The sequence below is a fragment of the Salinicola sp. DM10 genome, assembly GCF_017306975.2.
Lineage (GTDB): Bacteria > Pseudomonadota > Gammaproteobacteria > Pseudomonadales > Halomonadaceae > Salinicola.
Window position 1 is genome coordinate 397776 of sequence record NZ_JAFLEN020000001.1, and the last position, 24471, is coordinate 422246.

Annotated in this window: 38 protein-coding genes; 14 read left to right on the forward strand and 24 right to left on the reverse strand. The window is 59.9% G+C overall.

Annotated features, from left to right (window positions below; translation table 11 throughout):
* Window positions 1–120: 120 nt before the first annotated feature.
* From J0A90_RS01760 to J0A90_RS01775, 4 genes are read right to left on the reverse strand one after another with little or no spacing between them, the layout of a single operon-like run.
* Window positions 121–2430, reverse strand: a complete 2310-nt coding sequence (locus J0A90_RS01760; RefSeq protein ID WP_207035664.1) for a hypothetical protein — start codon at window positions 2428–2430, stop codon at window positions 121–123.
* On the reverse strand, window positions 2423–2836 hold the full coding sequence (locus tag J0A90_RS01765) for a hypothetical protein (RefSeq protein WP_207035666.1): 414 nt from the start codon (window positions 2834–2836) through the stop codon (window positions 2423–2425). The genes J0A90_RS01760 and J0A90_RS01765 overlap by 8 nt, the downstream gene beginning before the upstream one ends.
* A complete protein-coding gene (locus tag J0A90_RS01770) occupies window positions 2833–4440 on the reverse strand; it encodes a terminase (protein WP_207035669.1) in 1608 nt (535 codons plus the stop codon). Before J0A90_RS01770 ends, J0A90_RS01765 begins: the two co-directional genes overlap by 4 nt.
* Complete coding sequence (locus tag J0A90_RS01775; protein WP_207035671.1) at window positions 4433–5005, reverse strand: hypothetical protein; 573 nt, start codon at window positions 5003–5005, stop codon at window positions 4433–4435. Before J0A90_RS01775 ends, J0A90_RS01770 begins: the two co-directional genes overlap by 8 nt.
* A 105-nt stretch (window positions 5006–5110) precedes the next feature.
* Between J0A90_RS01775 and J0A90_RS01780 the strand changes: the two genes are divergently transcribed.
* A complete protein-coding gene (locus J0A90_RS01780; protein ID WP_207035673.1) occupies window positions 5111–5692 on the forward strand; it encodes a hypothetical protein in 582 nt (193 codons plus the stop codon).
* Between the two features lie 10 nt (window positions 5693–5702).
* On the opposite strand, the gene J0A90_RS01785 is transcribed toward J0A90_RS01780, so the two are convergent.
* Genes J0A90_RS01785 through J0A90_RS01795 form a run of 3 tightly spaced genes read right to left on the reverse strand, consistent with a single transcriptional unit; the run spans window position 5703 to window position 7038 of the window.
* Window positions 5703–6296 (reverse strand): 3TM-type holin, encoded by a 594-nt coding sequence (locus tag J0A90_RS01785; protein WP_207035674.1) that lies wholly within the window; start codon window positions 6294–6296, stop codon window positions 5703–5705.
* The gene (locus J0A90_RS01790; protein ID WP_157958974.1) at window positions 6293–6649 is read right to left on the reverse strand and encodes a hypothetical protein; all 357 of its coding nucleotides are present in this window, start codon (window positions 6647–6649) and stop codon (window positions 6293–6295) included. Before J0A90_RS01790 ends, J0A90_RS01785 begins: the two co-directional genes overlap by 4 nt.
* A gap of 23 nt (window positions 6650–6672) precedes the next feature.
* A complete protein-coding gene (locus J0A90_RS01795; protein WP_207035676.1) occupies window positions 6673–7038 on the reverse strand; it encodes a D-Ala-D-Ala carboxypeptidase family metallohydrolase in 366 nt (121 codons plus the stop codon).
* 135 nt (window positions 7039–7173) lie between these two features.
* Between J0A90_RS01795 and J0A90_RS01800 the strand changes: the two genes are divergently transcribed.
* Complete coding sequence (locus tag J0A90_RS01800) at window positions 7174–7776, forward strand: hypothetical protein (protein WP_207035678.1); 603 nt, start codon at window positions 7174–7176, stop codon at window positions 7774–7776.
* Window positions 7777–7844: 68 nt separating this feature from the next.
* On the opposite strand, the gene J0A90_RS01805 is transcribed toward J0A90_RS01800, so the two are convergent.
* Window positions 7845–8174, reverse strand: coding sequence for a hypothetical protein (locus J0A90_RS01805; RefSeq protein ID WP_207035680.1), 330 nt, complete (start codon window positions 8172–8174; stop codon window positions 7845–7847).
* 153 nt (window positions 8175–8327) lie between these two features.
* On the opposite strand from J0A90_RS01805, the gene J0A90_RS01810 reads away from it, so the two are divergent.
* Entirely contained in the window at window positions 8328–8954 is a 627-nt protein-coding gene (locus J0A90_RS01810) for a hypothetical protein (protein WP_207035682.1), read from the forward strand.
* Window positions 8955–9229: 275 nt separating this feature from the next.
* Here J0A90_RS01810 and J0A90_RS01815 read toward each other — a convergent pair whose 3' ends face one another.
* The 13 genes from J0A90_RS01815 to J0A90_RS01875 form a co-directional block, all read right to left on the reverse strand.
* Window positions 9230–9529 carry a hypothetical protein gene (locus tag J0A90_RS01815; RefSeq protein WP_207035684.1) on the reverse strand — a complete coding sequence of 100 codons (300 nt, stop codon included), beginning with the start codon at window positions 9527–9529 and terminating at the stop codon, window positions 9230–9232.
* Window positions 9516–9719 carry a hypothetical protein gene (locus J0A90_RS01820; protein WP_233076409.1) on the reverse strand — a complete coding sequence of 68 codons (204 nt, stop codon included), beginning with the start codon at window positions 9717–9719 and terminating at the stop codon, window positions 9516–9518. The genes J0A90_RS01815 and J0A90_RS01820 overlap by 14 nt, the downstream gene beginning before the upstream one ends.
* Window positions 9720–9872: 153 nt before the next feature.
* Window positions 9873–10157, reverse strand: a complete 285-nt coding sequence (locus tag J0A90_RS01825) for a hypothetical protein (protein WP_233076411.1) — start codon at window positions 10155–10157, stop codon at window positions 9873–9875.
* Window positions 10154–10486, reverse strand: a complete 333-nt coding sequence (locus J0A90_RS01830) for a nuclease domain-containing protein (protein WP_207035685.1) — start codon at window positions 10484–10486, stop codon at window positions 10154–10156. The genes J0A90_RS01825 and J0A90_RS01830 overlap by 4 nt, the downstream gene beginning before the upstream one ends.
* Window positions 10486–11001, reverse strand: a complete 516-nt coding sequence (locus J0A90_RS01835) for a hypothetical protein (RefSeq protein WP_207035687.1) — start codon at window positions 10999–11001, stop codon at window positions 10486–10488. Before J0A90_RS01835 ends, J0A90_RS01830 begins: the two co-directional genes overlap by 1 nt.
* Entirely contained in the window at window positions 10998–11216 is a 219-nt protein-coding gene (locus J0A90_RS01840; protein ID WP_207035689.1) for a hypothetical protein, read from the reverse strand. The genes J0A90_RS01835 and J0A90_RS01840 overlap by 4 nt, the downstream gene beginning before the upstream one ends.
* On the reverse strand, window positions 11213–11638 hold the full coding sequence (locus J0A90_RS01845) for a hypothetical protein (RefSeq protein WP_207035692.1): 426 nt from the start codon (window positions 11636–11638) through the stop codon (window positions 11213–11215). Before J0A90_RS01845 ends, J0A90_RS01840 begins: the two co-directional genes overlap by 4 nt.
* Entirely contained in the window at window positions 11635–11877 is a 243-nt protein-coding gene (locus tag J0A90_RS01850; RefSeq protein ID WP_207035694.1) for a hypothetical protein, read from the reverse strand. Before J0A90_RS01850 ends, J0A90_RS01845 begins: the two co-directional genes overlap by 4 nt.
* Entirely contained in the window at window positions 11874–12554 is a 681-nt protein-coding gene (locus J0A90_RS01855; RefSeq protein WP_233076413.1) for a DUF6475 domain-containing protein, read from the reverse strand. The genes J0A90_RS01850 and J0A90_RS01855 overlap by 4 nt, the downstream gene beginning before the upstream one ends.
* Entirely contained in the window at window positions 12554–13453 is a 900-nt protein-coding gene (locus tag J0A90_RS01860; protein ID WP_207035698.1) for a replication protein, read from the reverse strand. The genes J0A90_RS01855 and J0A90_RS01860 overlap by 1 nt, the downstream gene beginning before the upstream one ends.
* Before the next feature lie 469 nt (window positions 13454–13922).
* Entirely contained in the window at window positions 13923–14129 is a 207-nt protein-coding gene (locus J0A90_RS01865) for a hypothetical protein (protein WP_207035700.1), read from the reverse strand.
* A gap of 19 nt (window positions 14130–14148) precedes the next feature.
* Window positions 14149–14487, reverse strand: a complete 339-nt coding sequence (locus J0A90_RS01870; RefSeq protein ID WP_207035702.1) for a hypothetical protein — start codon at window positions 14485–14487, stop codon at window positions 14149–14151.
* Window positions 14488–14545: 58 nt separating this feature from the next.
* Window positions 14546–14767, reverse strand: coding sequence for a hypothetical protein (locus tag J0A90_RS01875; RefSeq protein WP_207035704.1), 222 nt, complete (start codon window positions 14765–14767; stop codon window positions 14546–14548).
* 111 nt (window positions 14768–14878) lie between these two features.
* Here J0A90_RS01875 and J0A90_RS01880 point away from each other — a divergent pair, with 111 nt between their 5' ends.
* From J0A90_RS01880 to J0A90_RS01915, 8 genes are all read left to right on the forward strand, one after another.
* Window positions 14879–15628 (forward strand): helix-turn-helix transcriptional regulator, encoded by a 750-nt coding sequence (locus tag J0A90_RS01880; RefSeq protein ID WP_233076415.1) that lies wholly within the window; start codon window positions 14879–14881, stop codon window positions 15626–15628.
* Window positions 15629–15638: 10 nt separating this feature from the next.
* A complete protein-coding gene (locus J0A90_RS01885; RefSeq protein WP_207035708.1) occupies window positions 15639–15914 on the forward strand; it encodes a DUF5334 family protein in 276 nt (91 codons plus the stop codon).
* Window positions 15915–16537: 623 nt separating this feature from the next.
* Window positions 16538–16849, forward strand: coding sequence for a hypothetical protein (locus tag J0A90_RS01890; protein ID WP_207035710.1), 312 nt, complete (start codon window positions 16538–16540; stop codon window positions 16847–16849).
* 198 nt (window positions 16850–17047) lie between these two features.
* On the forward strand, window positions 17048–17239 hold the full coding sequence (locus tag J0A90_RS01895) for a hypothetical protein (protein WP_207035712.1): 192 nt from the start codon (window positions 17048–17050) through the stop codon (window positions 17237–17239).
* Between the two features lie 228 nt (window positions 17240–17467).
* On the forward strand, window positions 17468–17611 hold the full coding sequence (locus tag J0A90_RS01900) for a hypothetical protein (protein WP_207035714.1): 144 nt from the start codon (window positions 17468–17470) through the stop codon (window positions 17609–17611).
* Window positions 17608–17934, forward strand: coding sequence for a hypothetical protein (locus tag J0A90_RS01905; protein ID WP_207035715.1), 327 nt, complete (start codon window positions 17608–17610; stop codon window positions 17932–17934). The genes J0A90_RS01900 and J0A90_RS01905 overlap by 4 nt, the downstream gene beginning before the upstream one ends.
* Window positions 17935–17974: 40 nt before the next feature.
* On the forward strand, window positions 17975–19048 hold the full coding sequence (locus J0A90_RS01910) for a YqaJ viral recombinase family protein (RefSeq protein ID WP_207035717.1): 1074 nt from the start codon (window positions 17975–17977) through the stop codon (window positions 19046–19048).
* The gene (locus J0A90_RS01915) at window positions 19045–19980 is read left to right on the forward strand and encodes a hypothetical protein (RefSeq protein ID WP_207035720.1); all 936 of its coding nucleotides are present in this window, start codon (window positions 19045–19047) and stop codon (window positions 19978–19980) included. The genes J0A90_RS01910 and J0A90_RS01915 overlap by 4 nt, the downstream gene beginning before the upstream one ends.
* A gap of 152 nt (window positions 19981–20132) precedes the next feature.
* Here the strand turns inward: J0A90_RS01915 and J0A90_RS01920 are convergent, their stop codons facing one another.
* Window positions 20133–20705, reverse strand: coding sequence for an SLATT domain-containing protein (locus J0A90_RS01920; RefSeq protein ID WP_255701962.1), 573 nt, complete (start codon window positions 20703–20705; stop codon window positions 20133–20135).
* Window positions 20706–20953: 248 nt separating this feature from the next.
* Complete coding sequence (locus J0A90_RS01925) at window positions 20954–21751, reverse strand: hypothetical protein (RefSeq protein WP_207035723.1); 798 nt, start codon at window positions 21749–21751, stop codon at window positions 20954–20956.
* A 179-nt stretch (window positions 21752–21930) separates the two neighbouring features.
* On the opposite strand from J0A90_RS01925, the gene J0A90_RS01930 reads away from it, so the two are divergent.
* Window positions 21931–22140 carry a hypothetical protein gene (locus tag J0A90_RS01930; RefSeq protein ID WP_207035725.1) on the forward strand — a complete coding sequence of 70 codons (210 nt, stop codon included), beginning with the start codon at window positions 21931–21933 and terminating at the stop codon, window positions 22138–22140.
* 147 nt (window positions 22141–22287) lie between these two features.
* Here J0A90_RS01930 and J0A90_RS01935 read toward each other — a convergent pair whose 3' ends face one another.
* Window positions 22288–23190, reverse strand: coding sequence for a hypothetical protein (locus tag J0A90_RS01935; protein WP_207035727.1), 903 nt, complete (start codon window positions 23188–23190; stop codon window positions 22288–22290).
* A gap of 91 nt (window positions 23191–23281) precedes the next feature.
* Here J0A90_RS01935 and J0A90_RS01940 point away from each other — a divergent pair, with 91 nt between their 5' ends.
* A complete protein-coding gene (locus tag J0A90_RS01940; protein WP_233076417.1) occupies window positions 23282–24214 on the forward strand; it encodes a recombination-associated protein RdgC in 933 nt (310 codons plus the stop codon).
* 59 nt (window positions 24215–24273) lie between these two features.
* Entirely contained in the window at window positions 24274–24450 is a 177-nt protein-coding gene (locus tag J0A90_RS01945) for a hypothetical protein (RefSeq protein ID WP_207035729.1), read from the forward strand.
* The last annotated feature ends 21 nt before the right edge of the window (window positions 24451–24471 follow it).

Consider the following 24471-nt stretch of genomic DNA (forward strand, 5'->3'; position numbering starts at 1 on the left):
GCGCGGTCGAGCTGCCCACGCGTGAGCCGTCTCGCTGAAACGGCTCAGGCGTGAGGCCGGCGGCCATCCGCCGGCGACTGCGATCAGTCCCGAGCGCACTCTGGCGCCCGGTCCAGAATATCAAGCCAGTCCCGAAGCGCTGACGCCCGCCCCTGCTGGTGGTTGAAATGCTCTGCTTGAGACATTTCCAGCGCGTCCCGGGCCTGCTCCCGCTGGCGCTGGAGAAGCCCCACCAAGACCTTGCCCTCGTCGCTCTGGCGCAATCGGGCCAGCGCCTTCCACTCCTGTTTGCTGATGTCCATGCTCCTTCGCCTCGCTTACGAGCTTGAGGATCTCAGCGAGTAGCCGCCGCTGCTCCAGCGGGGCCATCGCCTGATCGTGTTGGGTTTCTGCCTGGGTCTGCTCGGCCTCCGCCTGAGCTTTCGCCGCGTCGGCCTGCTTCTCCTGAGCCTCGATTTGCTGATTCTGCTGTTCCGCCTTCTGGGCGGCCTGCTGCGCCTGGTTCTGCTGCGCCATCCTGGCCTCGATCTCCCGGTCATCCGGCACCAGGTCAGGCATGTCGAGCTGCTCAGCGAGCGCGCGCAGCAACCGCGCCCGGCCAGGCACGCCGATGATCCCCATGTCGGTCTCGTTCGCCGTCATACCCAGGAACTGCTGTCGTGCGACCTGTGTCTGTTCGCGCTGCAGCATGGCGCTGGAACCGCGGGGAACGGCTTTGCAGTCGCCCTTGATGCTCTGGTCGTCGCTGTACTGCATGTTGAACAGCCACAGGCCTTGAATGACCCGTCGGATCACGCCGCGGTCGATATGCCTTATTGCGTCCTTGATGCCTTTGTTCGCGCTCTCCATGAGCATCGACAGGCCCGATGCCGTGTTGCCGGCGCCGCCGATCTTCTCGTTGCCATAGGTGTAGCGCGGGATGTTCGTCGCATCGTCCGCCTTGACCTCGAACTTCTCGTAGACGCCCATCAGCTCCGCGGCATTGCTCGGCGGCGCGAAGAACCGCACCGCCGGGTCGTTGTTCACCATCGACCCCTTCGTGCGCCAGACCTTCCACGGGTGGAACGACGTGATGTCCTCGCCGGGCTGAATGCGATCGGTGTTGACGTCGACCTGCGGCCCGGACGAAATAGCGAGGTTGTTGATCAGGCTGCGCGCCGTGGCGTTGCAGGTGTCCTGAATGTCGGCCATCAGCTCGGCAATGGCCTGCCCCCAGAAAGACCCCGGCACGGGCTGATAGCTGGCTTTGTGGTAGGGACGTGAGCCCAGCGGATCGCGATTGATGACGCAGCGCACGACGTGCTGACCGATCAAGATGGCCTCCACTTCGTACTCGGCCAGCGGATCGTCGATCAGCGCCGGATCGAGCCCCCACTGCAGCAGCGACAGCCCCTGCGCACTCCCCCAGTACTGGATGCCGTCGATGGTCTCGCTGCCGCTCAGCCACTCATGGCCACGCCCTTCGAGTGTCTGGCGCTCGCTGTCGGTCCAAAGCCAATCACGAAGCCCGCCCTGGCCGTAGTCCTTGAGCACGGCTTCCAGCGCGTCGTCGCTGTAGCCCCGCACTCCGCGAAGCTGGTTGAGGTGCGCCCGGGTGTAGCGGATACGCTCGATCAAGTAGGCGCCGTCGTCGCAGCTCGTGCTATCCGGCGAGGGGTAGAGGTCGAACGGCGAGACCCGATCGAACTCGGGCCGCACTTCGGTGCTCTTGATCGGCGTCCAGCCCTCACCCCACACCAGCGCTGGTACGCGGCGCATCATCGGCCCTTTGAGCACGGCGCCCGGGTAGGTCACGAAGTCGTCGATGAAGGCCTCGATTCCTTCGATCCAACCACCTTCAGCAAGCTGATCCGCAATCAGGTCTTCGTGGCGGTCGGCGGCTTTCCGGGCGCGCTTCTGCACCTCGGCGCGCAGATCCTCCTTGGCACTCTCCAGCATCGCCTCGGCCTGTCCAGGGCCGACCTGCTGACCATTGGCGGCGAGCTGCTGAAGCTGCTGGGCTACCTGCTGCTGGAGCTGCTGCACATAGGGCTGAGGGATGTCGGAGACGGGGGTCGGGTCGAGCCCCCACGGGCGTTCGTGCGCGGGCATCAGCACGTCGCGAATCCACGCAGCTGCTGCGCGGATCTTCGTCGCGGTGAGCATCATGTAGATGTCCGAGCCGCCCTCGTTGCGGATCGCGGCGAGCTTGGTCTGGTCGTACTCGCCCTTACGCCGGCGTAGACAGTCCAGCATCCGATGCTCGACGTCCGCCTTCGACGTCTTGGCATTCTCCCAGCACTTGCGAATGTGGCCGGCCAGCGACTGCTCGACCATATCGCGGCGGCGCCGCGCCTCTTCCTGCTGCTGGCGCTCGGCTTCCTGCTCCTCAGCCAGCAAGTCGGCGCTGCTGCGATACTGGAGCAGCCCCAGCGACTGCCGATCAGCCATGGTTCGCCCCCAGCGCGCGATAGATCGCGTCGGTGGCGTGCTGCTTCTTCACGCGGAGCTTCTGAGCGTTGCGATACATCGGGCCCAGGTGCTTCAGCAGGTCGTTGATGTAGCCCGCGGGGTCGACGCGAAACTCGGCGAGCTTGATGTTGATCTCGGCGCCAAAGTCGCCGGGCAGCCGCCACGAGAGGCGACAGATAGGCTCATGCTTCGTCGCGCCCCAATGGGCATAGCCGAAGTCGACCTGGACGTTACCGACGTCCTGGCGTACATCGGGATGGGGTACGGCGATCGCGGCAAGCTCGGGGGCGACGTACTGCGCGACGCGCGCGGCTTCCTGCTTTTCGCGGTCGATGGTGTCGGTCTGGATGCGGCCGACGATCTGGATGTCTTCGCTCACGCTCACGTGTGTGCTCCCCAGCGCTGTCGCGCGGATTGTTGGTTACTGCTCGGGGCGTTAAACCCGCCGCCGAACCCGGCTCGCTCGAAAATGTCGGACCGTGCCAGCGTCTCGAACGCCTTGGCGCCGTGGGATGCCCAGTCATGCCGTGGCCTGTCCTTGTAGACGCCGAGCTTGTCGTCCCACTCTCTGCGGTAATTGTCGAGGCAATCGACACCTTGCGAGCATTGGTCCTCGGCAATCCAGCACTGGGGCAGAAACGCACGGACGGCCTGGCGGCCTTCGGCCATCGTCGTAATGCGGGGGATCACGGTGAACTGGATGCCGTAGCCCTTGGCGACGTCGACCCGGCTCTTGCCTGTACCGATCTCCTTCACCGCCAGGTCGTGCGGGCCGAAGTGGCCGCCATAGCGGTAGGGTTTCTTGTTGAGCAGGTCGGCGTAGTACTCGATGCCCTCGCCGCTGTCTTCGAGATAGTCGATCAAGTGAATCTCGCGCCCGACGACCTGGGCGAACCAGATCGCCATACTGTCGTTCATACCCAGATCCCAGGCGGTGAACACCGGCAGCGCGGGGTTATGCTGCACCTTTGTCGTGATGCGGCCGTTCTTGCGCAGGAAGAGCATCTGCTGCAGGTAGTAAGCGCCCTCGGCCGACTGCTCGAACGCTTCCTCCGGGCGGGACGGGTACTCGCGCTTCATGTCGTCCTGGAGCGTCTCGGCCTTCTTCGCGTACCAAGCCTGCTGCCCTGCATCGGTCTTGATGCCGTATTTCAGATCGAGCTGCTCGAAGTACTCGCGAATCCACTGCGGCACGACCACGCCGTCTGGGTTGATGCGATAGGCCGGGTCTTGCCACCAGGGGAAGAAGTGAAACTGGAAGTCCAGCTCGGTCGGGGCTCTGCCCATCTGCTGGAGCTGCTGGGCGCCTTGGGCATAGTCGAAGAAGTAGCCCTCACGCCCCTCTGCCGTGCTCTCGATCGTGATTTTGTTGCCGACCCCGACCGCCTCGAACGCACCGGTGACGATCTCCTTGGCCTTATCGGGGTACTTGCGGCAGATCTTGCCGAACTCACTAACGTGCAGGCGCTGGAGCGTGCCGCCGCGGTAGGACGTCGAGACCTTGATGCTCGAGCCATTGTCGAAGCGCATCGACTCGCCCTTGTCGTTCACCGGGCGCGGCAGCTTGAGGCCGATCAGCTTGAAGATGGCCAACCACTGATCGTCGATGTTCTCGAAGGCGAAGCGGATCTTGTTGTGGAAGATGTCCTTGGCGTCGTCGAGCTTGTGCGCGATGCACCCTGCCGAGTAGTTGGCCGTGAACAGGCAATCGTCGAGCGCGTCGATCATCTCGAACGTCGTGAACCCGAGCTGCCGCGCTTTCAAGATCAAGTCCCAGTAGTGGGCGTTGACGAAGCGCTCGCGCTGGGCGAGGTTCGGCCGAAACCGACGCACCTTCCCGTTCTTGTCTTTGATGCGGTACAGGGCATTGAGCCGAAACCACTTCAGGCTTAGCGCATAGATCAGGTCGGCGCGCTCGGTGAGACGGCCTTCGCGGTACAGCCGCAGAAACCGGTCCGCTCGCTTCACCTCCCGGGTGCGATCACTCATCGGCTTCCTGGGCGGCCAGCTCACCCATCAGGTCCTGGAGCGACTTGCCCTCACCTTCGCCGGTGTCGACGTCCAACCCGTACGACACGCGCTCCATCTTCACGACGCGCTCAAGCGCGCCCGTACCGTGACCGATGCACTTTCCGACGTAGTCCAGGTCGAGGTCGATCTCGGCGATGTCGCCGGTCTTGAGCTGCACCTCTCGCGTCCCGCGGTCGAGCTGCTCGGTCAGCCGCCGGATGAAGCGTTCGTTGATGCCGCGCCACTGCGCCAGCGCCTCACGGTGGCCGTGAACCACTGACGCGTTCTCGGTGGCCGCGCGCTCGACGATGTCGCACTCCGGCGTATCGGGCAGGTCGCTCTCGTTGCGCGTGAGCTTCTCGCGCGTACGCTGCTGCACCGCCTGGGTCAGATCCTTTTCCCAGCCTTCCTCGCGCGCCTTGCGCGCCACCTGGGTCTTGCTCGGCCCGTGCTTGTCGGCGAGCTGCTGCAGCGAGAATCGGCCGGTGCGGTAGTCGGCCTCCACCGTCTCCCAGTCGTAGCGTTTGCCCTTTGGCTTGGCCATGTGCTACCAGAACGCCTCTCGGCGTGCTGCTCCTTGCTTTACTTTGAAATGAAATGAACCCTACTCTGGCCTTTCATAACGAGTCGACGAACGGGGGATTATACAATGCCTGACTATGTTTCCTACGTACTCACAGTCTGGGGTGTTGGTGTTACTGCATACATTTCTCACGCGGGTCGCATACAAACAAAACAGCACCATTACGTAAACCTCCGAACGACGATTGCGCAGGAGCTCAGAGCAGAAGGGCGTAAAACTTCCTCAGACCCAAACTATCTGAAATACTTGCTATCGGAATACAGCAAAGAAAAAATCGCTCCCAAGCATGTAGCGTTCGTCTATCAGAAAGGATGCCTAAAGAAAGGCTTAGGCCATCTGGAAAAAGCATCAAACCTCCTTTCACTGGACCCTTATAAAGCCAAGTTCTTCCTGAGACGTCAAAGCTTGGCCAGATATGAGCGAAACCGAAATTGGTGGTTCGGGGGATATATCTTTATCGCCATAATGACCGTCATTTACCCAGCAGCCTTAAAACATTTTGTAGACACCACAGGCTTAACTCTCACAATGAAGCTCTTGCAACCAGCCGGCTTGATTTGCATTCTACTTTTCAGCTTCTTGGTCGCAGCCGTTGCCAAGAAAAAAGTTGATCGCGTTCGTAGCCTCAAGTTCTTGCTGGAGTTATAAAGCTCGACTGCTACCGCCCAGAAAGCCGGGTCTTAACTGCATCCATCAATGTCACCGGCTTCGCGCCCGTCCGATCCAGGTGCTTCTCGGTCGTCCGGGCGTTGATATTCACGCCCAGCACGGTACCCATTGCCACGATCAACGTGATGATGCCGTCCATAGCCGATGGGAGTTGACTGGGCTCGCGCAGAACAGTGACGACCAGAGCCACAGCCATCGCGCCGAACGAGAACGCCAGGACCCAGCCAACAGCCGGGCGCCAACCGCTCTTGAACCAGCCCTCGGCGCCCAACTCGGCCCGCATCGTGGCGTTGACCTCGCTCAGCCGCTTCGTTTCCTCGGCGGCCTGCGCCTGCTCTGCCTGCAGGCGCATCGATTCCAGCTCGCGCCGGTGCTCGTTGTTGATCCGCACCAGCTCTGCGCGCTTCTCGGGGTCTTTCGTCGCGGCGATCAGCGATGCCGGGTCTTCGTCGATACCCAGCATGCTGGCAATCATGGTCACTGCCCCGGCCGTTATCCCGCCGGTGGCCGGGCCGCCAAGAGCGGTGGCCACCGCCGGCGCCACCTTCGCGACCTCAGTCGCTGCCGACTTCCAGTCGATCATGAGCCGCCCCTCCCGATCAGGTCGGTGATGATCTCGGAGCCCGCGGAGAGACAGGCGCCCAGGGCCACCAGCAGCACGGCACCGACCATCGACCAGCGCTGGGACGACACCTGGTGCCGACTATCGCCCGTCGATCCAGCGACGGCCGTTGCCAGCTCCAGGTCGCGGATGCGCTGGGCGTGGTCGTCGAGGCGCCCTTCCTGCTTGCCCATCTCGGTCGCGTGGACGTTCTGGCGCTCTTCCATGCGCGTCAGGCGGTCCAGGATCTGCGTATTGATCGAGCGGAGATCGTCGATCGAGGTTTCGATGCGGTCGAGTTGCGACCCTTGCCTTGGCACTTCAGACATAGCCACGTGCGCTCCCAGTAGCCATGCGGCTACCGCATGTCCCAGCGGGCCGGGCCGCTGGTCCGCGTGTCGACGTGGGTGAACGTCCGGTATCGGCCAAGACTGGCCGACGGGAATTCGCTCGCGATCCAGTCGTGAACGGTATCGGGCGAGACGTCCTGGACGGCGATGTCAGCAGCGCGGCCGAGAACGTGCTGGCTGTGGGTGGCGCCGCCGATGGCACGGTTGTGCTCGGGGCAGCGGCAACCGCTGTTGATCGTGACGGGGACGCCGAAGTGGTCGCGCACAGCCTGGACGATGGCCAGGGTGCTCACGTCGACGGTATCGAAGCCGCACCCGCAGTGGCAGGCGAACTCGGCGCGACGGAAATGGGGGCTTACTTGAGAGATGTCCATGGTCCCTCTGTCTCCCGACAGTGGTTAGGAATGATGACGCCTCACGGCGTGGCCAGGGACTATGGTACGGGGTTTAGAGCAGGGTGATTAACGCATAGTGACAACTACATCAGCCAGAGGTTACCCTCCTAGGCTGTGATCCACATCCAAATGTACAGTCCAAAAATGATGAAAAAAAAGTATTTCCTGAAAGCCATTGCCACTGACCTTCGAATCTTAGATGAAATCCATACACTATATTCAGAGGAGTACAGCAAAAAACTCAAATCAAATCCAAAAGACATATCCTACGTTGAGCATTTTTTAAAAATCGATACAGATAAGATAGCAAAAAACCTAAAGCTGCCACGTTCGTACGTTTTTGGAAGACTCATGTTCGTGCTTCATGTAAAACATGCCCTTAAGGATAAAGACGATCGAACTATCAATTTGCTCTGGATCAACGAAACTGACATTGAAGTCAATTTCCCAATGCTGGAGTCTGTTTTAGCCGACATGAGAGACAAAGCGTGGCGTGATAAGCGCTCAGCGGCGATACAGTGGAGCGGGTGGATATTCGGGTTGATCGCGACTGTAATCGCAATTGCTGGCTTTTTTTCTAACGCAAATAAGGAAGCAACTTCTCAAGTCGCCATAACTCAAATCCCAAGCATTGAGATTCAGTCATCGAGGAAAGAAAGCGATTGCTTGGTTACCGGATTTAAGACTGGCCCCTACTTAAACCTATCTTGCCGCTAAAGCATTACAGAAAACATTACATCACCCGAAGACCATCAAGAATCCGGCTTTTAATCAGGAGGGGCGCATTATTTGTATCTGCTGTCTATCATTGAATTATTAGGTTGCGCTTTTTGTCGTTCTCGGTAACAGGCATCGCGCTTCCGCTTCACAGCCTTCCGGACCCATAGGCCCGCGACCAGCGGCAAGCCCATCAGCACAAGCAAACCGACCGCCATGCCAAGCCCTCCACCCATCATATTCAGCCCGTGGGTGGTGCCTGATCCGCTGAGACCTGAGAAAAGACCAAAGATGCCCAGAATCACTATCGTCGCTGCCGCCAAGCCGCACCTGTCTGGCGTGAGCCCCAGAATGACACGGTGCTTCGCCCTATCGAACGCGCTCTTTACCATCTTCATTATGAAATCCTGGTCTCAGGGACGCCAGTCACGATCATATGCCAGTGCCCTACGGAACGGAACGGCACACCGTACCGTGTGCCGTTCCGCCGTACCCTCGTTGACACTAAATGGGCTATGGTAGCCACAGGGCGCGACCAGAGAGGGCGATATATGGGCTGCGAGCTAAGTAAGTTTGTGCTAAACGGTGAAGATCTGACGGCGGAAGCTAATGACTTCGCGCGACATCTAGGGCTCGAAGAAGTGGCACCCGGCAGAATAGCCCGGTATTTTCTTGCCGAACTCTATATTCATACCTTCTTGACTGAGACCATCGACCCGCGGCGGGTAGTCAAGGAAATAGCTTCACTTGAAGGCAAGGGCCTCACGCAAACGAAGCCCGCGGCCGCTTTTAAAGGCCCGGTTCTAAAGGGCCTATGGCACAAGCACCATCAGCAGATTGGAGTGCCAGCCCTTGCCATGAACGTCCTCAACGAAGGACGACAAGACAAGTGGAAGCACATCGAAAAACACCTTCAGTCCCTGGAGGGGCTGGCGATCACAGACACCCAGGCATGGGACTTAGCCGGCGCGCTGTCGGAAGAGGTCGTACGGGGAGGTCTAAATCGTCGCATTGAACGCCAAGCGCTAACCGGCGAGTGGTTCATTTTCACTAAGTACGAAGAGCTGAATTATTACCTCTGCCTCGGTAAGCATGAAGACGATGATGAGGAACTGAGGTTGCGCGCTATTAACAGCATAAACAACCACTTCCCTTTTCTCCGTCATCTCCTAAGTTGATACGATTGGCTGCGAAGTCAGCAGCTTCTGACATCTCGATCCACGTCCCAGTCTCCGCCTGCCGATCCACCTCCGGCGGCTCCAAGATCACTCGTCGCGCGTACTCGCCACGGTCATCCGGCAGCACACCGGCGGCGACAAGCCCATCTTCCAGGTACTTCGGGCTCAAACTGTAATTACTGGTGTCCCTAGGCCGGACGCCCTTGCCCAATCTGGGGGCGGAATGTCAGGTCCACCGGCACGGCGTACCGTAACGACGTCGTCCATCTTACATGCTATTTGACGCGCTCCACACCCTGCCATTTTTTCCTTAGGAGAGCTTTGAGCTCTGATTTTCCGCGAGCTACGAACTCTTCCTCGGTCTCATCTTGTTCAGGCGTACCCAAACGCTCACTGAGTTCGCACATCAGCTCTTTGTCTCCTGCCATAGCAGCAGCGACTTCCATCGCCTCGTTCTTCTGGCTATATTCCGGCAGCTTAGCTGAAACCAAATCGACAGCTTTTTTCTCTGCGACAGCGGGAAGATTGGTTTCTGAACCTAGCCTGCGTGGATAAAGAAATTCATGGAGCTTCATAAACGTTCTCCTTAGGAGGATCTTGACGAGCATCGGATTTCTTATTAACTCGATAGAGAGCCGCAAAGATGGCGCCGAAGGCTTCAGTAACCGCCTCCAGGATCTTTTCCTGCTTATCTTCGGGAAGCTTCTTAAAAGTGTCAAACAGAGCTAGTACGAAATGAAAAATAGAGCTAAGTATCCGAAACATGGCGTCGTCCGATTTATGTGTTCTCAGCCAATATCGGCAGAATGGCGAGTTTCTTTAGCGACCTGAACTGCTTCTGCAGCTGCAATCTCAACCCACCTCCCAGTCTCCGCCTTCCGCCCCCCCCCCGGGCGGTTCCAGAATCACACGCCGGACTTACTCACCGCGATGATCCGGCAGCACGCCGGCGGCGACAAGCCCGTCTTCCAGGTGCTTCAGGCTCAGGCTGTAGCTGCTGGTGTCCCTGCGCCGAACGCTCTTGCCCAGTCTAGGGCGAAACGTGAGGCCCACCGGAACGACGACGCGGCCGATACCGGCACGGCGTACCGCATTGCGTACCAGTAGGTGGCAGGCGTCGACCTCGCGCTTTCTGGCAGTCCAGTGCTGCCGGGTGTTTGTGCTGCTAGCGATGTACGGCACGGAGACCACGATTGGCGTCACGACTTCCCCCCTTTGATGCTGATCACGCCGAGCTCCACCAGCCGGCGCCAGGTGCGTGTCTGGGCGCGACGCAGATACCATTCACGGTGCTCTTTCTCCCCTAGCGGCCAAGCCACTCGCCCATCGATCACATCGTGACATGCGGCACAGGCATAGCAGCCAGAGAGGTCGTCGGACTTGCGTGACAGCCCATGGGACTCGTCTGGCAGGTGGGCAAGCACTGTGGTGTCGGTACGGCTGGCACAGACGCCGACGATCTGCAGGGTGCACTGCTCGCCCCGGGCGGCGTTGCGGATCGCCGGGGACTCGATGCGGGTGCGCTTGAGCATCAGGCAGCCTCCTTGACCATCGCGTCTGCCATCGCCTCGACCTCCTCTGCGGTGCAGCTCGGCCAGTAGGTCCGTGCGATGTAGCCGCACAGCGCCGAGACGAACTGGAAAAACTGGCCCTGGTCCATGCTGTCGAAGGCCATAGACCGCGGCTGCCGGTGCTCGAGCGCGCCACCACCAGGAATCTCGATGTAGCTGATATCGCATTCGACGCCGGACTCCCGCTGGAGCTTTTTCAGGGCGTCGTGCTGGCCCAGCCCTTCGAAGGCATCGATGTGCTCGACGCAGAGCCCGCCGATCGCGTGAGCCAGCCGGTGGAACTGCTGGTTGCGCGGCTGGGTGAGGTCGGCACGCAGCACATTGCCGATCGTGACGCCGCGCTCCCGGATGACCTGCTGGTCGGTCCCGCTCGCCGGCACCAGCGCGGAGACCACCGCCCCGGTGCGCGGGTCGATCATCTGCATGGCGCGCAGGTAGACGGGCTGGCGCTTGCTGTTGCGTTTGGCGTTGCTCATACCAGCGTCTCCCCTGTGTGCTCGCACCATGCCCGGCGCGCCCGGGCCCAAGCGCCGGCGAACTGTCGGACGCTGACTGTCTGCTCATCGGCGAAGAAGCCGGCCGCCGCGGTCTCGAACTGCTGCGCGCGCTGGCGCAGCTCATGATCGGCCGGCAGTCCATCGGTATCGGCTCTCTCCCACATCCGGGCGCCCAGCTCTGTCTGTGGCGTCATGCAGCCCTCCTGGTGGTCTCCCAGCCTCTCACCTGCCCGCGTACCAGCCGCTCCGGCGAGCGCTGGAGCCAGCAGCGATACGTGCAAGCGTTGAGCCGTTCCCGCATCAGGCGCCCTACCAGGTCCTCGCCCACCGGCATCCGGTACTGGCTGGTCAGCTCCGCGGCCATGCGGGCCACCGTGTAGTCCAAGACGCACATGTCGTAGATGTCCTCGACCATCCGATCATGGATCACCGCAAGGGCGTCACGGCGCAGCCGGGAGAGTTGCAGATACGATGCCTTGCGCTTGATCGCCGAGAGCGTGCGGCGCCGGCCGGGCAGCGCGAGCTGTATCTCGCGAACCGTCCAGCCGGGCAGCGGATAGTGCTCGACCAGGAAATCCAGCTCGGCGGTGTGCCAGCGGTTGTCGATCGAGTTCATGCCGCGTCGCCTCCCAGCGTTTCGTTCAGCCAGTACCTACGATCCGTGCCGCTGTCGTCATCCGCCACCGGATAGCCCTTCTCCCGTAGCCCGTCGATCGCTGCGAGGATCTCTCGCGTCTCCGGGTGCCAGCCGGCGCGCATTATGGTCTCCGCGGCAATCTGGTGGACGTTCACCGGCTCGGCGTGGCGCTCGAGACACCGGAGCGTGAGCATCTGCAGGTCGAGTTTCTGGGTCATGCGGCACCTCGATTGCTGGACATGTTGGCGATCAGGCCCGACAGCGCGTCATTGCTCAGGCGCTTCACGTCGGTGCCGTTGGACTTGATGTCGCGGCCGCACTCGATAACGCGAGTGGCGCGGGCGCTATCCCCGATCAGCGCCATGTCGCGCCCGGGCAACTGGCCGCGGGTGTGGTTACCGATCAGGGCGTTCTGCTGGGTCGCCGCCCCGGGCAGGAAGCGCGGCCAGGTCTCCGGGGGATGAATGGCGTAGGTCCGGTACTGGGCCTCGAAACGCTGGCGCAGCCACACCAGGTCCTTCTCGGTGTCGGCGGTTGCGACCGAGGTCCAGCCGCCCATGCGCTCCAAGGCGGAGTGGATCAGCGGGTCGTCGAAGGCCACATCGCGGTAGTGGCCGACGCTGCGGATAGCCCGCTCGACCTTGGCCCAGGCCTGCAGCGTCCGGCTCTGGCTGTCGCCGCGGGCGAACTTGATCACGTCGCCGGGCTTGGGCGGGAACTGGCCGGTGTCCGGGCTCTGGATGTGCAGGGTCAGCGCCCGCTGCACTTCGTCCAGGTCGAGCTGCTGCAGCGCACGGAACACCAGCTCGATCGTCCCGGGCGTTACGCTGCGGTTGTAGATCTCCTGGGCCTGGCTCCAGACCGCGGCGAAGCGCTCGAAGTCGGTATCCATCATCACCAGTGCCCTCCCTGGTCGAGCAGGTCATCGATGGGGCCGGCACTGGCCCGGGCCTCCACGGCGCGGCGGATCGCTTCCTGGTTCTGGGCGTGAAGCCGCTCGGCGGCGTTCATCGGGCCGCCCTGGCGCTGCTGCTGGGCAAGCCGGCGTTCGAGCCAGTCCGCTTTGACGCCCTGCCAGCCGGCCAGGACGGTTTCGTCCAGCGCCTGGTCGGGTGTCAGGTCAGGTATGCGTTCGGCGGCGCGGATTGCCTCGTTGACGTTGAGCACCAGTGCTCGCTGGGTCAGGGGTTTTTTGAGCGCCCGGCGGTGGTCGATGAATCCCTCGATGGCTTCGCGGGACACGCTGCTGGGCAGCGCCGTGAGATCGAGTGCCGGTTGAGATTTTCGAGCCGGCGGCTTGGCGGGTTTTTCGGGCGGCTGCCCTTCCCCCTCGACCGAAGGGAGAGGGGGTTTGTCTTTCATGTCTTTAGAAGCGTTACCATTTTGGTAAGACTCAGATTTACCGTTTTGGTAAGAGTCATACCGTTTTGGATCGGGGTCGCCAGTTTGGTAACTCTCGGGCGCTTTGGCCTGGCGCGGGGGCGGTGTTTTCCGGCTGGTCTCGGCCACCTGCCACTCGTCGGCGCGCTTGTTGAGCGAGACAGCGGCACGGCTTCCGCCGTGGCGGTGGATCACGTTCTTGGCGACCAAGGCGGCCAGTGTTTGGCTTGCCTTCGTGGCCGGCATACCCGTCAGCTCGGCCAGAATGCCGCCGGTGACGCGCGCCTGTTTGCGATTCCAGCCGTAGGTGAAGCGGATCACGGCCAGCACGACACGCATCTCGCGCAGCGTGAACGGGGCGGCCATGACCAGCTCCAATAGCTCGTTGGCGATCCGGGTGTAGCCGTCTTCCACCTGGGGGCTCCTCGCCGGCCTATCAGGGCCTGGCTGTCCGTCATCTCGACGGTCGGGAAACTGGATTACTGTCGCTGCGTGTGTCATATTCGTCCTCAAGATCTCGCGAGAGCCCCGGCACATGGTCCCCACCACCGCCGGGGCTTTTTCGTTTCTGTCTTCCCTACCCCAAGGACTTCGCACACTCTCGGAACTGCCAGGGCCGCGAACCCTGGTTGTCACGGATAGCGAAGCTGCTCGCTGATCCCTCGTTGCTAGCGCGATATCAGCGAGCGCCTGGCAAGGCGCTATGCAAGTCCAGGTCTTCCATGACCTGGCCGGTCCGGTCGCTGATCCACGGGGTTCGCCGTGAAAAAGCGCCTAAACATCGAGATCAAGCTCGACGTGGCCAAGACGATTTCAGCGGTAGCAACGCTGATCCTCGTCCTCTATCACGTCCTCTGATCTCACAAGCCCCGGCCAGGCATCCCTACTGCTCGACTACCCGTAACCGCGGCCGCTTCGAATCCGCCTGCAGCGAGTAAAGCTGCCGGCCAACCTCACCGGTCTGGTCCAGGTAGCTGTCGATGAAGTGGTTCTCGACGCTGACGCCACGCTGCGCGGCCTCACGTTCGAGCTCCATGCGCCCTTCCGGGCTCATCATTCCCAGCGCCCCGCGAATGTCTGCGAGAGTCATGGGCTACTCCCCGGCCCTCTCAGGCCGTTTGCTGTTGCACTACCCTGGCGGCGAGCCGCTCGGTCATGCGTTGGTCGACGATCTGAGCCATCAGCGCTTGCGTGATGTCGCGCTGGAGGTCATCCCAGTTCTGGCCGGTGTCGAGAATGTCGACGAGCGCGGCCTGGCGCTTCTCCGCCATGTCCATGCCGAGCAGCACGAATTCGCGGATGGTGTGCGACAGCACACCGCCGTGGCGTTTTTCGGCATGGCGTTCGAGGCGGTCGAACTCCTCATCGGTGAGACGGGTCTTCACCGGGTTGTCGAGGTGCTCGCCCTCGGCCTTGCAGCGCCGGTCTTCGATGAAGCGTGAATGCATTGACGTGGTCCTTCTGTCGATTGCGGTGACACGCGGGCCTCACGGACGGCGTAAGGGGTTAGGCGGCCTTCTGGTCGCCGAAAATGTCAGGGCGAAGGCCCTGGATGGTGAGCTCACCGAAGGAGGCCTCTTGCAGGCGCTTGGCCATTCCCAAAGACGCCTTCCGATGACCACCTGCCAGCTGCCAGATGTAGCCGACCGACGTGCCGGCATTGGCGGCCAGCGTCTCCCGCTCTTCGGCTGTTGTGCGCTTCAACCAATCCTGCAGTTGTCGAGACATGAGTAGTCCTCCTTGCTCCGCCAAATGTTAGCTTTAGGCTAACTTTAACGCAACCAAAGGTTAGCATGGGGAGTATTTATCGCGGTGCTAAACATGGGCAATCTGTGTGCCATGGACATCTACGAAATCAGAAAGGCCAATCTGCTGGGGCTCATGCGCGGCAGAACTCGCGCGGCGTGCGCTGAGCGCTGGGACACGTCTGGCTCAACGTTGAGTCAGATCACGTCAGCCAATGCCGTGAGGAACCTTGGTGACCGTCTGGCGCGGAAGATCGAGGCCGCAGAGGGATTGCCGCCCGGGTGGATGGATCACATCCATGAGAGGAAAGATGCTAACCCCGCAGCTTCGAATATCATCAGCCTTCGCCCGGGCAAGTCCGCGGAAGATGAGATTAAGTTCGTCGATACGGAGATTGTCGAGGACGGTCGCCCTCTCTCTTACGATGAAGTCGAGCTACCGATGTACCGGGAAGTCGAGTTCTCGGCCGGCGATGGTCGCACCCAGGTTGTCGAGAACGGTGGCCACAAGATGAGGTTCAGCCTGTCTCGTCTGGCGCGAGCAGGCGTGCAGCCACACAACGCAGCATGCGCTACGGCGAACGGCACTTCTATGGAAACGACGATCATGAACGGCAGCCCGATCGCGATCGACAAAGGGTGCCGTCATGTCATCGACGGCAAGATATATGCGCTAGATCACGGCGGCCTACTACGCATCAAGCGCCTCTACCGCCTGCCCAACGGTGCGCTGCGAATCGTCAGCGACAACAGCGACGAATACCCGGCAGAGATCAACCCAATGCGCGGTCCCGACGCTCCGAGGATCATTGGGCGAGTTTTTTGGTGGGAGAATTTCGACTAACGGGAGGCGCATGAAAAAACTCATCATCGCTGCGGCAGCAGTCGCCTGGGCGATCGCAATACCAGCCATGGCCTGGGATGGCTTCGACTGGAAGACAGCTTCGGGCGTAGAGATACAACAAGGCCATCTTGTGTGCGGAGGAAAATTCATTGAAATCTACGACTTGCGTACCGGCCAGTATCACGATGTTAAAGTCGAACGGATAGAGAGCACCATCCGTGGCGCAGAAGTCGAGGTATACGACTACACCACTAATACCTACCGCACGTTCGAAATGGAAGATTAAGCGTTCTGGACGATTCCGAGCGACTTTCTGCGCGGCGGCGATGATGTGGGTTAAGGAGGTAAGCCGCCTATGAGTGAGATCGAGCGCCAGGCTAGTGCCTTCGGCCTGAGCTAGCACAGCCCACGACTACCGGAAACTCGCCGCCTGGCGGGTTTTCTTCGCCTGTAATCTGCCGATCCGCAATGATCGCATTTTTTCGCATAGAATCTTCACTACCGGCCATCAGCCCGCCATTGGCGGGCTTTTTCTTTGCGCTAACAAAAAATGTTAGCTCCGAGCTATTGACTGAATGTTTAGCTATACGCTAACTTTGCTAACACGGCGGCGCAAACAGGTCGCTCGGCCCTACCAGGCCACGCTCTTTAACAGCTCAGGATCTCCACCCCATGGGACCAATGGGGCTCGCGCCGCCTCCAGCAGAGGCTCGAAGTGCAACAGCAGGCGCGGGGGCACGACCGACCAAGCGGACGCCATGCGACCGAGGGCCATGGCGTGACGGGGATGGCTCCCCACGGCAGAAAGCGATGCCGGGTCGTGTCACAACGGATCGCCCTGGATTCAGGGCGCATCCCCAAGCGGCTTCGCTGAGGCTGCTTCGGGATACAGAACAGAGGGAGAAAGGCATGGCAAATAAAGCAGACGAACTAACCGAGAGTCTGGTGCAGGTTATCTGGATTGACACGTTTGGCTGCCCGGCTGGCTGGGAATTCCGGGAAGAGCTGAATCCCGGCTACACCCGTGTAAAAAGCGTGGGCACGGTAATGGCAATCAGCGACGACTTCGTGTGTCTGGCACCGCACGTAAGCCAGCCAGCGGGCGATGGGGCTACACAGGTGGCGGGACACATCACTGTGCCCCGCCGGTCGATACTCGAGATCAACAAACTCGAGCTGGGCCGAAGCTTTACCGCTTTTTCTTGTCTGGCGCCTGAGTGAGAGCGGAGGCCGCCGCGGACTTCGCAGCCTTTGAGGCTTTCGGGTCTCGCAGGGTCTTAGACGCAGCAGTCGCAGCCTTGCTTGAGGTTTTTTCGTTTCTAGCCATCGGGACTTCTCCCAATAGATGCGCGGGAAATTCCGCCCTTCCAAATTACTGGGAAATCTAACTCTAGCCAATATCAACAACAGGAAGAAATTATGGCAACTCCATTTAACAGCCCGAATTGGCACTGGGAGCGGCTTGGATACACCGTCGATCGATTCCGGCGCCGCGGCGGCGGCCGGCTCATCCGCATCGTCCGCGACCCACATGGCCGCGTGGTGCTACACGACGCCAGCTATGAAGAAGAGATGGCCTATATCAGCTCCCTCAACGACGACGCCGCCTGAGCGTATCAGGCGGCATCGATGAGCGCTCTTGTCGCACCGCCCCGCCGGCGGGAGCGCTCATCGATGCCTCTGCATCTCCGCCCCCTTGGCGGCCGCCACCCGGCCGCCCTTTTTCCAGCCTGTGATGATCGGCGTGACGCTTCAGCGAGTCGCAACGCCGATCCTCATCGGATCGGTCCCCTGCTTGCCCGGCCATCTGCCGGGCTTTTTTCTTCTTGAGGTCCAGCCATGACCAATACCGCAAAAGTAGCCCGGCAACGGCTGGGCCTGTCCGAGCGCGCGCCCGAATCACGGCTCGCGCGATTCCGCCGCCGGCTGACGCAGAAACGCGCCGGCAATGAGCCCCGCATCGAACTCTGGAGGGTTTCATGAGTACCGTCGAAATCGACTTGGCCCGCCACGAGCGTGCCGAAAGCCGCCGAGCTGCCGACGAAGAGCGGTTCTGGAGTGAGCACAACAACGCCCTGGCACTGCTCGACGCCGGCCAAGACTACGACAGCCGCTGCGACCAAGAGACCGTCGAAGAGCTGCTGGGCGCCGAGGACGAGCGGTTCTGGCAACTGGTGCGGACACTGCGCACGGCGGCATCGCCAACTGAGCGGGACGCCGCGGCGCGGCAGCTACAGCAGCACTGCAACCGTGTCGTCGACGACATGGTCACCCGATATCTCGAGCGCCGCGCCAAGGCGGCCTAATCCAGTCCGCCGGCGCGCTGGACACCCATCGGAGAGTCACATGATCACCATCGAAGAAGCACGCGACGCGCTGCTGGCAAACGGCCGCGTCTCGACCCGAGATATGAGCGAAGACGTCTGGTTAGCGCTGCGCGGCGACGGCATTGGCGCCAGTGAAGCCGCGGCAGCGATCGGTATCAGCGAGCACCGCACGCCATTCGAGATTGCCGAGCGAAAGCTCGGCTTCGCCCAGGAAGACGGCGACGCCAACTACCGGCGCCGCATGAAGATGGCCATGGGTCATGTCATGGAGCCGGTGACCGCCGGGCGGTTCGCCGAGGCGACTGGCTTTAACGTCCAGCAGTGTCACGCCATGCAGGCGCACCCCGACCACCCCTGGATGCTGGCCAACATCGATCGCCGCATTGTCGGCGTCACCGAAGCCCAGTCGGCCTGGCTGGAGCTCCTGCTGGGACGCACCGTCAGCGGCCCGGGCGTCGCGGAACTCAAGAACGTCGAGTTCGCCTACGGCTGGGGCAAGCCGGACAACGTCCAGACGACCGGCGGCCTGTGCACCAGCGGAGAGATTCCCGAAGACTACTTCGTCCAGGTCCAGCACCAGCTCGCCGTCACCGGCTACGAGTGGGGGTTTCTGGTCGTAACCATCGCCGGCTGGGAAACCCGCTGGTATCCGATCGCCCGGGACGAAGCACTGATCGCCGACATCATCGAGCTCGAGGCCGAGCTGTGGGAGACGATCCAGCGCGGCGAGCTGCCGGCGATCGACCCGGAACACCCGAAAGCCGTGAAGCTGTTCCAGCGCCTCTACCCCGGCACCGATGGCAGCGTCATCCGTCTGGACGCCCTGCAGCATTGGCGCCAGGTCGAGGAAGACGCCAAGGCCAAGATCAAAGACCTAGAGACCACCGCGCGCGTCGCCCGGGCCCACATCCTCGAAGCCATGGGCAATGCCGCGGTCGCCGCCTTCGCAGATGGCTCCTGCTACCGGCGCAAGAAAGTCGAGCGCGCGGGCTATGAGGTGAAGCCGAGCAGCTACATCGACTGCCGCGTGGCCAAGCTCAACAAGGCCGAGCGCGAGCAGCTCGACAACAACGATCAGGGAGAAGCCGCATGACCATCGACACCCAAGTCGCCCAGAAAGAGCAACCGATCAACGCGCCGGCCACCACCGAGGCCGACCTGGCCCCACAGAGCGTCCGCGACCAGTTCATGCAGGCCATGACGCCGCGCACCTTCGATGACGTGTGGCGCATGTCGGACATGATCGCGCAGAGCGATCTGGCGCCTAAGGACTACAAGGGCAAGCCGGGCAACGTGATGATCGCCTGGCAGACCGGCGTCGAGCTGGGCATCACCAGCCCGCTGCAGGCTATCCAGAACATCGCAGTGATCAACGGCCGCCCCACCATCTGGGGCGACATGATGCTCGCCATCTGCCGTGCTGCGCCGGCGTGGAGCGAGGCCGACTTCGCAGAGTGGATCGAAGGTGAAGGCGCCCAGGCCGTCGCTCACTGCACCGTGCGCCGGCGGCCGAATGGCAACGTCGCCCATTACACCTTCGGAGCCCAGGATGCGAAGGACGCTGGGCTGATCGGCAAGCAAGGGCCCTGGCAGCAATACCCGAAACGCATGATGCAGATGCGGGCCCGGGCCTTCGCCCTGCGTGACACGTTCACGCCAGAACTGAAAGGCATTCGGATGGTTGAGGAAGAGCGAGACGTCACGCCAGAGCGGGCCGACGACCAGCAGCCCCGCCAGGCCACCGGCGGCGCCACGGCGAGCAAGGTCGGCGACAAGCTGCGCGGGCGCCGCGAGCGGCAGCAGGCTCGCCAGACCTACGAGGCACAGACGGAGACACCGGCCACTGAATCAGGCGAGCCCATCACATGCGCCTATGTCTGCGAGCAGATCAAGCATGCCTCCACGCCGGAAGCGCTCAAAGCGGCAACGGACCTGGCTCAGCACATCCCCGAGCGTGACCGGGGCGTCGTGAATGAGGCGTACAAGGGGCGGATCGCCGAGCTGCGTCAGGTGAGCGAGGCGTGACATGGCAACCTACAAACCCCACGACAGCTACCGCCCGTGTAAGCGGGTGGAGCTTCGTCTAGCAAATGGCACCGATGTGTTCCAGCGCATCGGTAAGAATCAACGAGCTACTGTGCTTCTAGTTACCGGGCCGTGAGCTGTTGATGTGCATTTTAAGAAAAGGCGAAAAAAACAACCCAACCTAAAGACGCCACTATAATAAAGTAGTAGTGAATGAATTTTGCCTGATATTCAAACCAATACAACCAAAACCAGTAAGACTTAAGCTCATAGAGCTTTTTGAACCGCTGATATTTGGCGCGATGATAATCGTTTAAATTATGGTTTTCATATGAACGAAGAATAGCATCGTATCTTTCACGAAGTTTTTCGATCTCGCAATAATCACCTTGGTGCAAAACCCTTTCCATCAGCCGCGCTAATGCATTCAATTCTATTGCACAATCGTGCATCCTCTCTGAGCGCATTCCAAATCTATAGCCGCTAGATGAAATAGAGAGAATGAGCGCCAAGAAAGAGAAAATTATCTGGAGCTTTACTAAAGCATCATCTGTCCCGGGAACACCCAAAGTCATCACGGATGATACAATCAGGGCAAATGACAAGGAAGAAATGCTCCACATGCCTAATTCACCGTGAAGTTTTAACCGCTCTGAAGCTTTGAATCTAGATACGGTAGTCATGACTACCGCTCGATATAGATGTTCGCTAGCCGACTCGTCCATTATTCACCCCATGTATTGATTGCGCTCGCCTTGAAGCTTTGAATTTAGACCACTTAAAAGGCTGTTGCCGACCTGCTTGGCAGACCTTTACTTCTTTTGGTGGATGGCAATTGACCTAAATTGAGCAGGCGCCCCATTGGAACCAGTACAAAACTAGTTGCAAAACACGAGAACCAACAAGCAAAAGAAATCATCCAAATGCCATTTTTACTAAACACATGCCCTTGCCAGCACCACACAAGAAAAGATCACATGAGTCTTATAACAGCCTCTGCCATGGCTTTATAGGTTTCTTTTTTCATGTGATGAGTGCCATATGGGGCTTGACCAAAACTCGCGAAGGAGTCCAAGTGTATCAAGAAACGCTCCAGCTTATCCACATGCAAATACGGCTTATCTGGGTCAAAAAATATGGCGACTCGAAGAGAGACTCTCTTATAAGGCTGTATCATGACCTTTGAACTAAGCGGAATAAAAGAGAGACGCTTAGAAGCAATTACAAGATCCAATACAGCCTCTTCTAGTTTCGAAACGTCGATGCAACTCTCACGTGTCAAATCCTGAATCTTAGAGATTGCATCAAACGCCCCCCAAACCGGGTTGATTTCGCTCATTGAACTATAAGGCATTCTATAGCTCAAACTCTCCGGGGAGTTATGCTCAAATATTTTTCCGTATAGTATGCCGTCTTCGATGGGAGCAAGTTGAAACTCTCGTTCAAGAGATCGGCATAGCTTGCCAAATTCTTCTTTGTGCTTGTAAAAGTTGGAAAAGGTATTGTTTGCCTCCATGGCTGTTATCTGTCGCTTCGTCTGTTCTGAGCGGTGAGCAGAAGCCACAAGAGCTACGGCCGGAAACATCAGAGCTGCAATAGCCAACGGGACTCTAAACACGCTTGCCATTTCATTTATCCACTCGAAACCGGCTGAATAGTATAGCGTCGACGTTGAACCAATGTATCCCGCCATTAAAAGCGAGGCTGCAAGAGGTATAAGAAGAGATATCCAAAATAGACGAAGCTCAAAAAGGGATAGATTTTTGCGCATATCGCCCTCCAGTCTGTAACAACTCCAAAGCAGCTTAAACGACCGCCAGCACAACAGCTAGCGCTAAGGCCCCGAGCCATAGCCGTGGTGCTGCACCATCGGAGTCAGCCATGCCGATCTACCTGCCGACCCGGCGGCATTGCCGCTGCCGGGTGTGTGGCGCGCGCCAGACGAAACCCATGCATCCCGACGAATACGTGCGCGGGCCGCGGTGCCGCAACTGCCGCCGGGGCAACACGCTGCGCATCGACAAGTGGGCCGACGCCAAGCCCTGGCGCCAGCAGGTCTGCCGCTGCGACGGCTACCACTTCCCGCACCGGCGCGGCTCGCTCTGGTGCTACTACAACCCCGACTACCCGATGGATGCAGATCGCCGGCTGTTTGCCTGAGGAGGTCAATGGATGCCAAGAAGGAAGAGCGTCTCCGTCTCCTGAGCGCGATGACATCCTTAGCTCTCATGTCAACAATATCAGCTTGGACCAAACCCCCGAGTCCCAGAGAAACGCCCGCGATTTGTCTCAAACAAGCGGTAGTAGCTAGTCCAGTAGATATTCGTATTGTTGAGGAAGAAGCGCAAACTCTCCCCAGGCAACATGCTGTATGCAAAGCCCAACGCCGCTAATTTTAATGGACCCATACATAATAATAACTCTACCAATGGCACTGGCATTTACACCATGCTCTTCACAGCTCGAGTTGGATTGCTTAAAGAAAAAATCAGCAAACTCTCCGTCAGAAGAATATCGAAGCTGAACCATACGAGTATAACCAGGACCTTTGTAAAAACTACTGACATTCTCAACCCTACCGTAGTAAAGGGATGGAGTCGCATTTGTTTCGTTCAGTGAGAGGACTGGCTTTATAATCTCTCTCAGGCGTTGAGGATAGATGCGCTCAGGCAAAATGAAGTATTTCTCATAGTTTCTATCAAACCCACGGCAAATGCCTCTTACGGACGTAAACTTGCTGGGCAAGTGAAAATTCTGTCCTCTATACCTCGATATAGGATAAGGTGAAACAGGGCCATCCTCATCCTCTACAGCACTTTGATCGTAGCTGCCTTTAGCCTCGTCTCTAGCTTCTGGCCTTTCTTGCAAGAAACCATGAATCACAGCAAGCTGATCGTTTTCAATTGCTCGGCGTGCATCTTCTTCAGTATCAAACTTCAGACCTTGAGATCTGACTGATCTATTTGGACAAGAGACCTCATAAGAAGGCAGATGTTTAAAGTGTGCCGATCGCCCATTGCTAAAAAAAGACTTGTCTCTAGGAGAGCGTGAAAGCGGAGTAAAGCAGAGAGGGCAAAAAACACATCCTTCCATATCTGCCCCAAACTCCTCCACTGTAATAAGCTGGTGGTGCGCTCTCAACTCACCAATGTTTTTACGGTCATACTCCCATTCAGAGTTGAACCACGCATACTCCATTTTTAGAGCCATATCACCCCACCCCCGAATCAAGATTTTGCCCTAGACCCACATTATTACAGAAAGCTTACGAACGTAGTAATATACTAAGGGAGTATTTTTAATGTATTTCAAGCATCTGAATTCCTACCGCGTGCACGGGGCTGGCGTCATCGAACTCGATGCTCTCGAAACCGCTATGGCCGAATTTTCGTTTCGCCCCGTCTCGCCGCGCGAGGTACACCGGGTCGGCTGGACCGCCCCGGGCGGCCGGGGTAGCGAGCGGCGCGTGCACGAGATCCAGGGCCACCGGCTGCTGTCGATGCTGCGCCAGGAGCGACTGATGCCCGCGTCGGTAGTCAATGAAGAGGTCGCAGAGCGCGCCGAGGCGCGTGAGCAGGCAGAGGGCCAGCCACTGCCACGGCGCGAGCGCCTGCTGCTCAAGGAGCAGGTGATCGAGGAGCTGCTGCCGCAGGCCTTCACCCGCACCCAGCGCGTCGAGCTGTGGTGGGACACCCGCCGCCAGCTGATCGGCATCAACACCTCCAGCCGCAAGCGCGCGGAAGAGGTGCTGGATCTGCTGCGCCAGACCCTGGGCTCGCTCAAGGTCACCCCGCTGGCGACCCGCACGCCGCCGTCGCGTGGTATGACCCAGTGGCTCAGCGACGCCAGCAGCCGACCCGCCAGCCTGCTTCTGGGCGATCGCACGGAACTGCGCGCCGCAGAGGATGACGGCGTGCTGGGTGCGCGCCAGGTCGACCTCGACAGCGAGGAGATCCAGACGCTGCTAGAAGGCGGCCGCCAGGCCAGCAAGCTCAGCATCGGCAGCGAGGGCCTGCTGCGCGCCGTGCTGCACGACGACCTGGCGCTGAAGTCGCTGCAGTTCGATGACGCCCTGCTTGACGAGGCCAGTCAGGCGGATGACGGGGACGATCCCGTGATAGCGCTGGAGACCGATTTCGCGCTCATGTCCCAGGCGCTCGCGACCTTTACCGAACAGCTTATCGAGTGGTTGGGCGGTGAAGCCAATCCCAGCGCCTCCAACGAGACGCCGTGATGGTAGAGGCGCTTCAACAGACGCCGGTGACGGCCGGCACAGCATCAACAGGAACCGCAATGGACGACACCGAAGCCTATTGGCAGTTGGCAGAGCGCAACGACGAGCTGGAGCGCGAGAAGGCCGCCCTGGTCATCGCAATGGTCCGCCAAGAGGAAGAGATCGAGCGCCTTCAGCACCACGCCCGTGATCTGGAGTGGCAGGTCAAGAACATCCGCCAGGCCATCGCCGACTGACTCCACCCGCCCTACTCCATA

Bases quoted from the DNA above. Each gene is read 5' to 3' on its own strand.
- J0A90_RS01820 (WP_233076409.1), bottom strand. From the start codon at position 9,719: ATGTTTCGGATACTTAGCTCTATTTTTCATTTCGTACTAGCTCTGTTT.
- J0A90_RS01770 (WP_207035669.1), bottom strand. From the start codon at position 4,440: ATGAGTGATCGCACCCGGGAGGTGAAGCGAGCGGACCGGTTTCTGCGG.
- J0A90_RS01905 (WP_207035715.1), top strand. From the start codon at position 17,608: ATGAGTACCGTCGAAATCGACTTGGCCCGCCACGAGCGTGCCGAAAGC.
- J0A90_RS01940 (WP_233076417.1), top strand. From the start codon at position 23,282: ATGTATTTCAAGCATCTGAATTCCTACCGCGTGCACGGGGCTGGCGTC.
- J0A90_RS01840 (WP_207035689.1), bottom strand. From the start codon at position 11,216: ATGACGCCACAGACAGAGCTGGGCGCCCGGATGTGGGAGAGAGCCGAT.
- J0A90_RS01865 (WP_207035700.1), bottom strand. From the start codon at position 14,129: ATGACTCTCGCAGACATTCGCGGGGCGCTGGGAATGATGAGCCCGGAA.
- J0A90_RS01805 (WP_207035680.1), bottom strand. From the start codon at position 8,174: ATGAAGATGGTAAAGAGCGCGTTCGATAGGGCGAAGCACCGTGTCATT.
- J0A90_RS01775 (WP_207035671.1), bottom strand. From the start codon at position 5,005: ATGGCCAAGCCAAAGGGCAAACGCTACGACTGGGAGACGGTGGAGGCC.
- J0A90_RS01900 (WP_207035714.1), top strand. From the start codon at position 17,468: ATGACCAATACCGCAAAAGTAGCCCGGCAACGGCTGGGCCTGTCCGAG.
- J0A90_RS01870 (WP_207035702.1), bottom strand. From the start codon at position 14,487: ATGCATTCACGCTTCATCGAAGACCGGCGCTGCAAGGCCGAGGGCGAG.
- J0A90_RS01835 (WP_207035687.1), bottom strand. From the start codon at position 11,001: ATGAGCAACGCCAAACGCAACAGCAAGCGCCAGCCCGTCTACCTGCGC.
- J0A90_RS01845 (WP_207035692.1), bottom strand. From the start codon at position 11,638: ATGAACTCGATCGACAACCGCTGGCACACCGCCGAGCTGGATTTCCTG.
- J0A90_RS01760 (WP_207035664.1), bottom strand. From the start codon at position 2,430: ATGGCTGATCGGCAGTCGCTGGGGCTGCTCCAGTATCGCAGCAGCGCC.
- J0A90_RS01785 (WP_207035674.1), bottom strand. From the start codon at position 6,296: ATGATCGACTGGAAGTCGGCAGCGACTGAGGTCGCGAAGGTGGCGCCG.
- J0A90_RS01925 (WP_207035723.1), bottom strand. From the start codon at position 21,751: ATGCGCAAAAATCTATCCCTTTTTGAGCTTCGTCTATTTTGGATATCT.
- J0A90_RS01920 (WP_255701962.1), bottom strand. From the start codon at position 20,705: ATGGACGAGTCGGCTAGCGAACATCTATATCGAGCGGTAGTCATGACT.
- J0A90_RS01885 (WP_207035708.1), top strand. From the start codon at position 15,639: ATGAAAAAACTCATCATCGCTGCGGCAGCAGTCGCCTGGGCGATCGCA.
- J0A90_RS01850 (WP_207035694.1), bottom strand. From the start codon at position 11,877: ATGACCCAGAAACTCGACCTGCAGATGCTCACGCTCCGGTGTCTCGAG.
- J0A90_RS01795 (WP_207035676.1), bottom strand. From the start codon at position 7,038: ATGGACATCTCTCAAGTAAGCCCCCATTTCCGTCGCGCCGAGTTCGCC.
- J0A90_RS01830 (WP_207035685.1), bottom strand. From the start codon at position 10,486: ATGCTCAAGCGCACCCGCATCGAGTCCCCGGCGATCCGCAACGCCGCC.
- J0A90_RS01915 (WP_207035720.1), top strand. From the start codon at position 19,045: ATGACCATCGACACCCAAGTCGCCCAGAAAGAGCAACCGATCAACGCG.
- J0A90_RS01890 (WP_207035710.1), top strand. From the start codon at position 16,538: ATGGCAAATAAAGCAGACGAACTAACCGAGAGTCTGGTGCAGGTTATC.
- J0A90_RS01945 (WP_207035729.1), top strand. From the start codon at position 24,274: ATGGACGACACCGAAGCCTATTGGCAGTTGGCAGAGCGCAACGACGAG.
- J0A90_RS01875 (WP_207035704.1), bottom strand. From the start codon at position 14,767: ATGTCTCGACAACTGCAGGATTGGTTGAAGCGCACAACAGCCGAAGAG.
- J0A90_RS01815 (WP_207035684.1), bottom strand. From the start codon at position 9,529: ATGAAGCTCCATGAATTTCTTTATCCACGCAGGCTAGGTTCAGAAACC.
- J0A90_RS01935 (WP_207035727.1), bottom strand. From the start codon at position 23,190: ATGGCTCTAAAAATGGAGTATGCGTGGTTCAACTCTGAATGGGAGTAT.
- J0A90_RS01895 (WP_207035712.1), top strand. From the start codon at position 17,048: ATGGCAACTCCATTTAACAGCCCGAATTGGCACTGGGAGCGGCTTGGA.
- J0A90_RS01910 (WP_207035717.1), top strand. From the start codon at position 17,975: ATGATCACCATCGAAGAAGCACGCGACGCGCTGCTGGCAAACGGCCGC.
- J0A90_RS01880 (WP_233076415.1), top strand. From the start codon at position 14,879: ATGGACATCTACGAAATCAGAAAGGCCAATCTGCTGGGGCTCATGCGC.
- J0A90_RS01855 (WP_233076413.1), bottom strand. From the start codon at position 12,554: ATGATGGATACCGACTTCGAGCGCTTCGCCGCGGTCTGGAGCCAGGCC.
- J0A90_RS01930 (WP_207035725.1), top strand. From the start codon at position 21,931: ATGCATCCCGACGAATACGTGCGCGGGCCGCGGTGCCGCAACTGCCGC.
- J0A90_RS01810 (WP_207035682.1), top strand. From the start codon at position 8,328: ATGGGCTGCGAGCTAAGTAAGTTTGTGCTAAACGGTGAAGATCTGACG.
- J0A90_RS01780 (WP_207035673.1), top strand. From the start codon at position 5,111: ATGCCTGACTATGTTTCCTACGTACTCACAGTCTGGGGTGTTGGTGTT.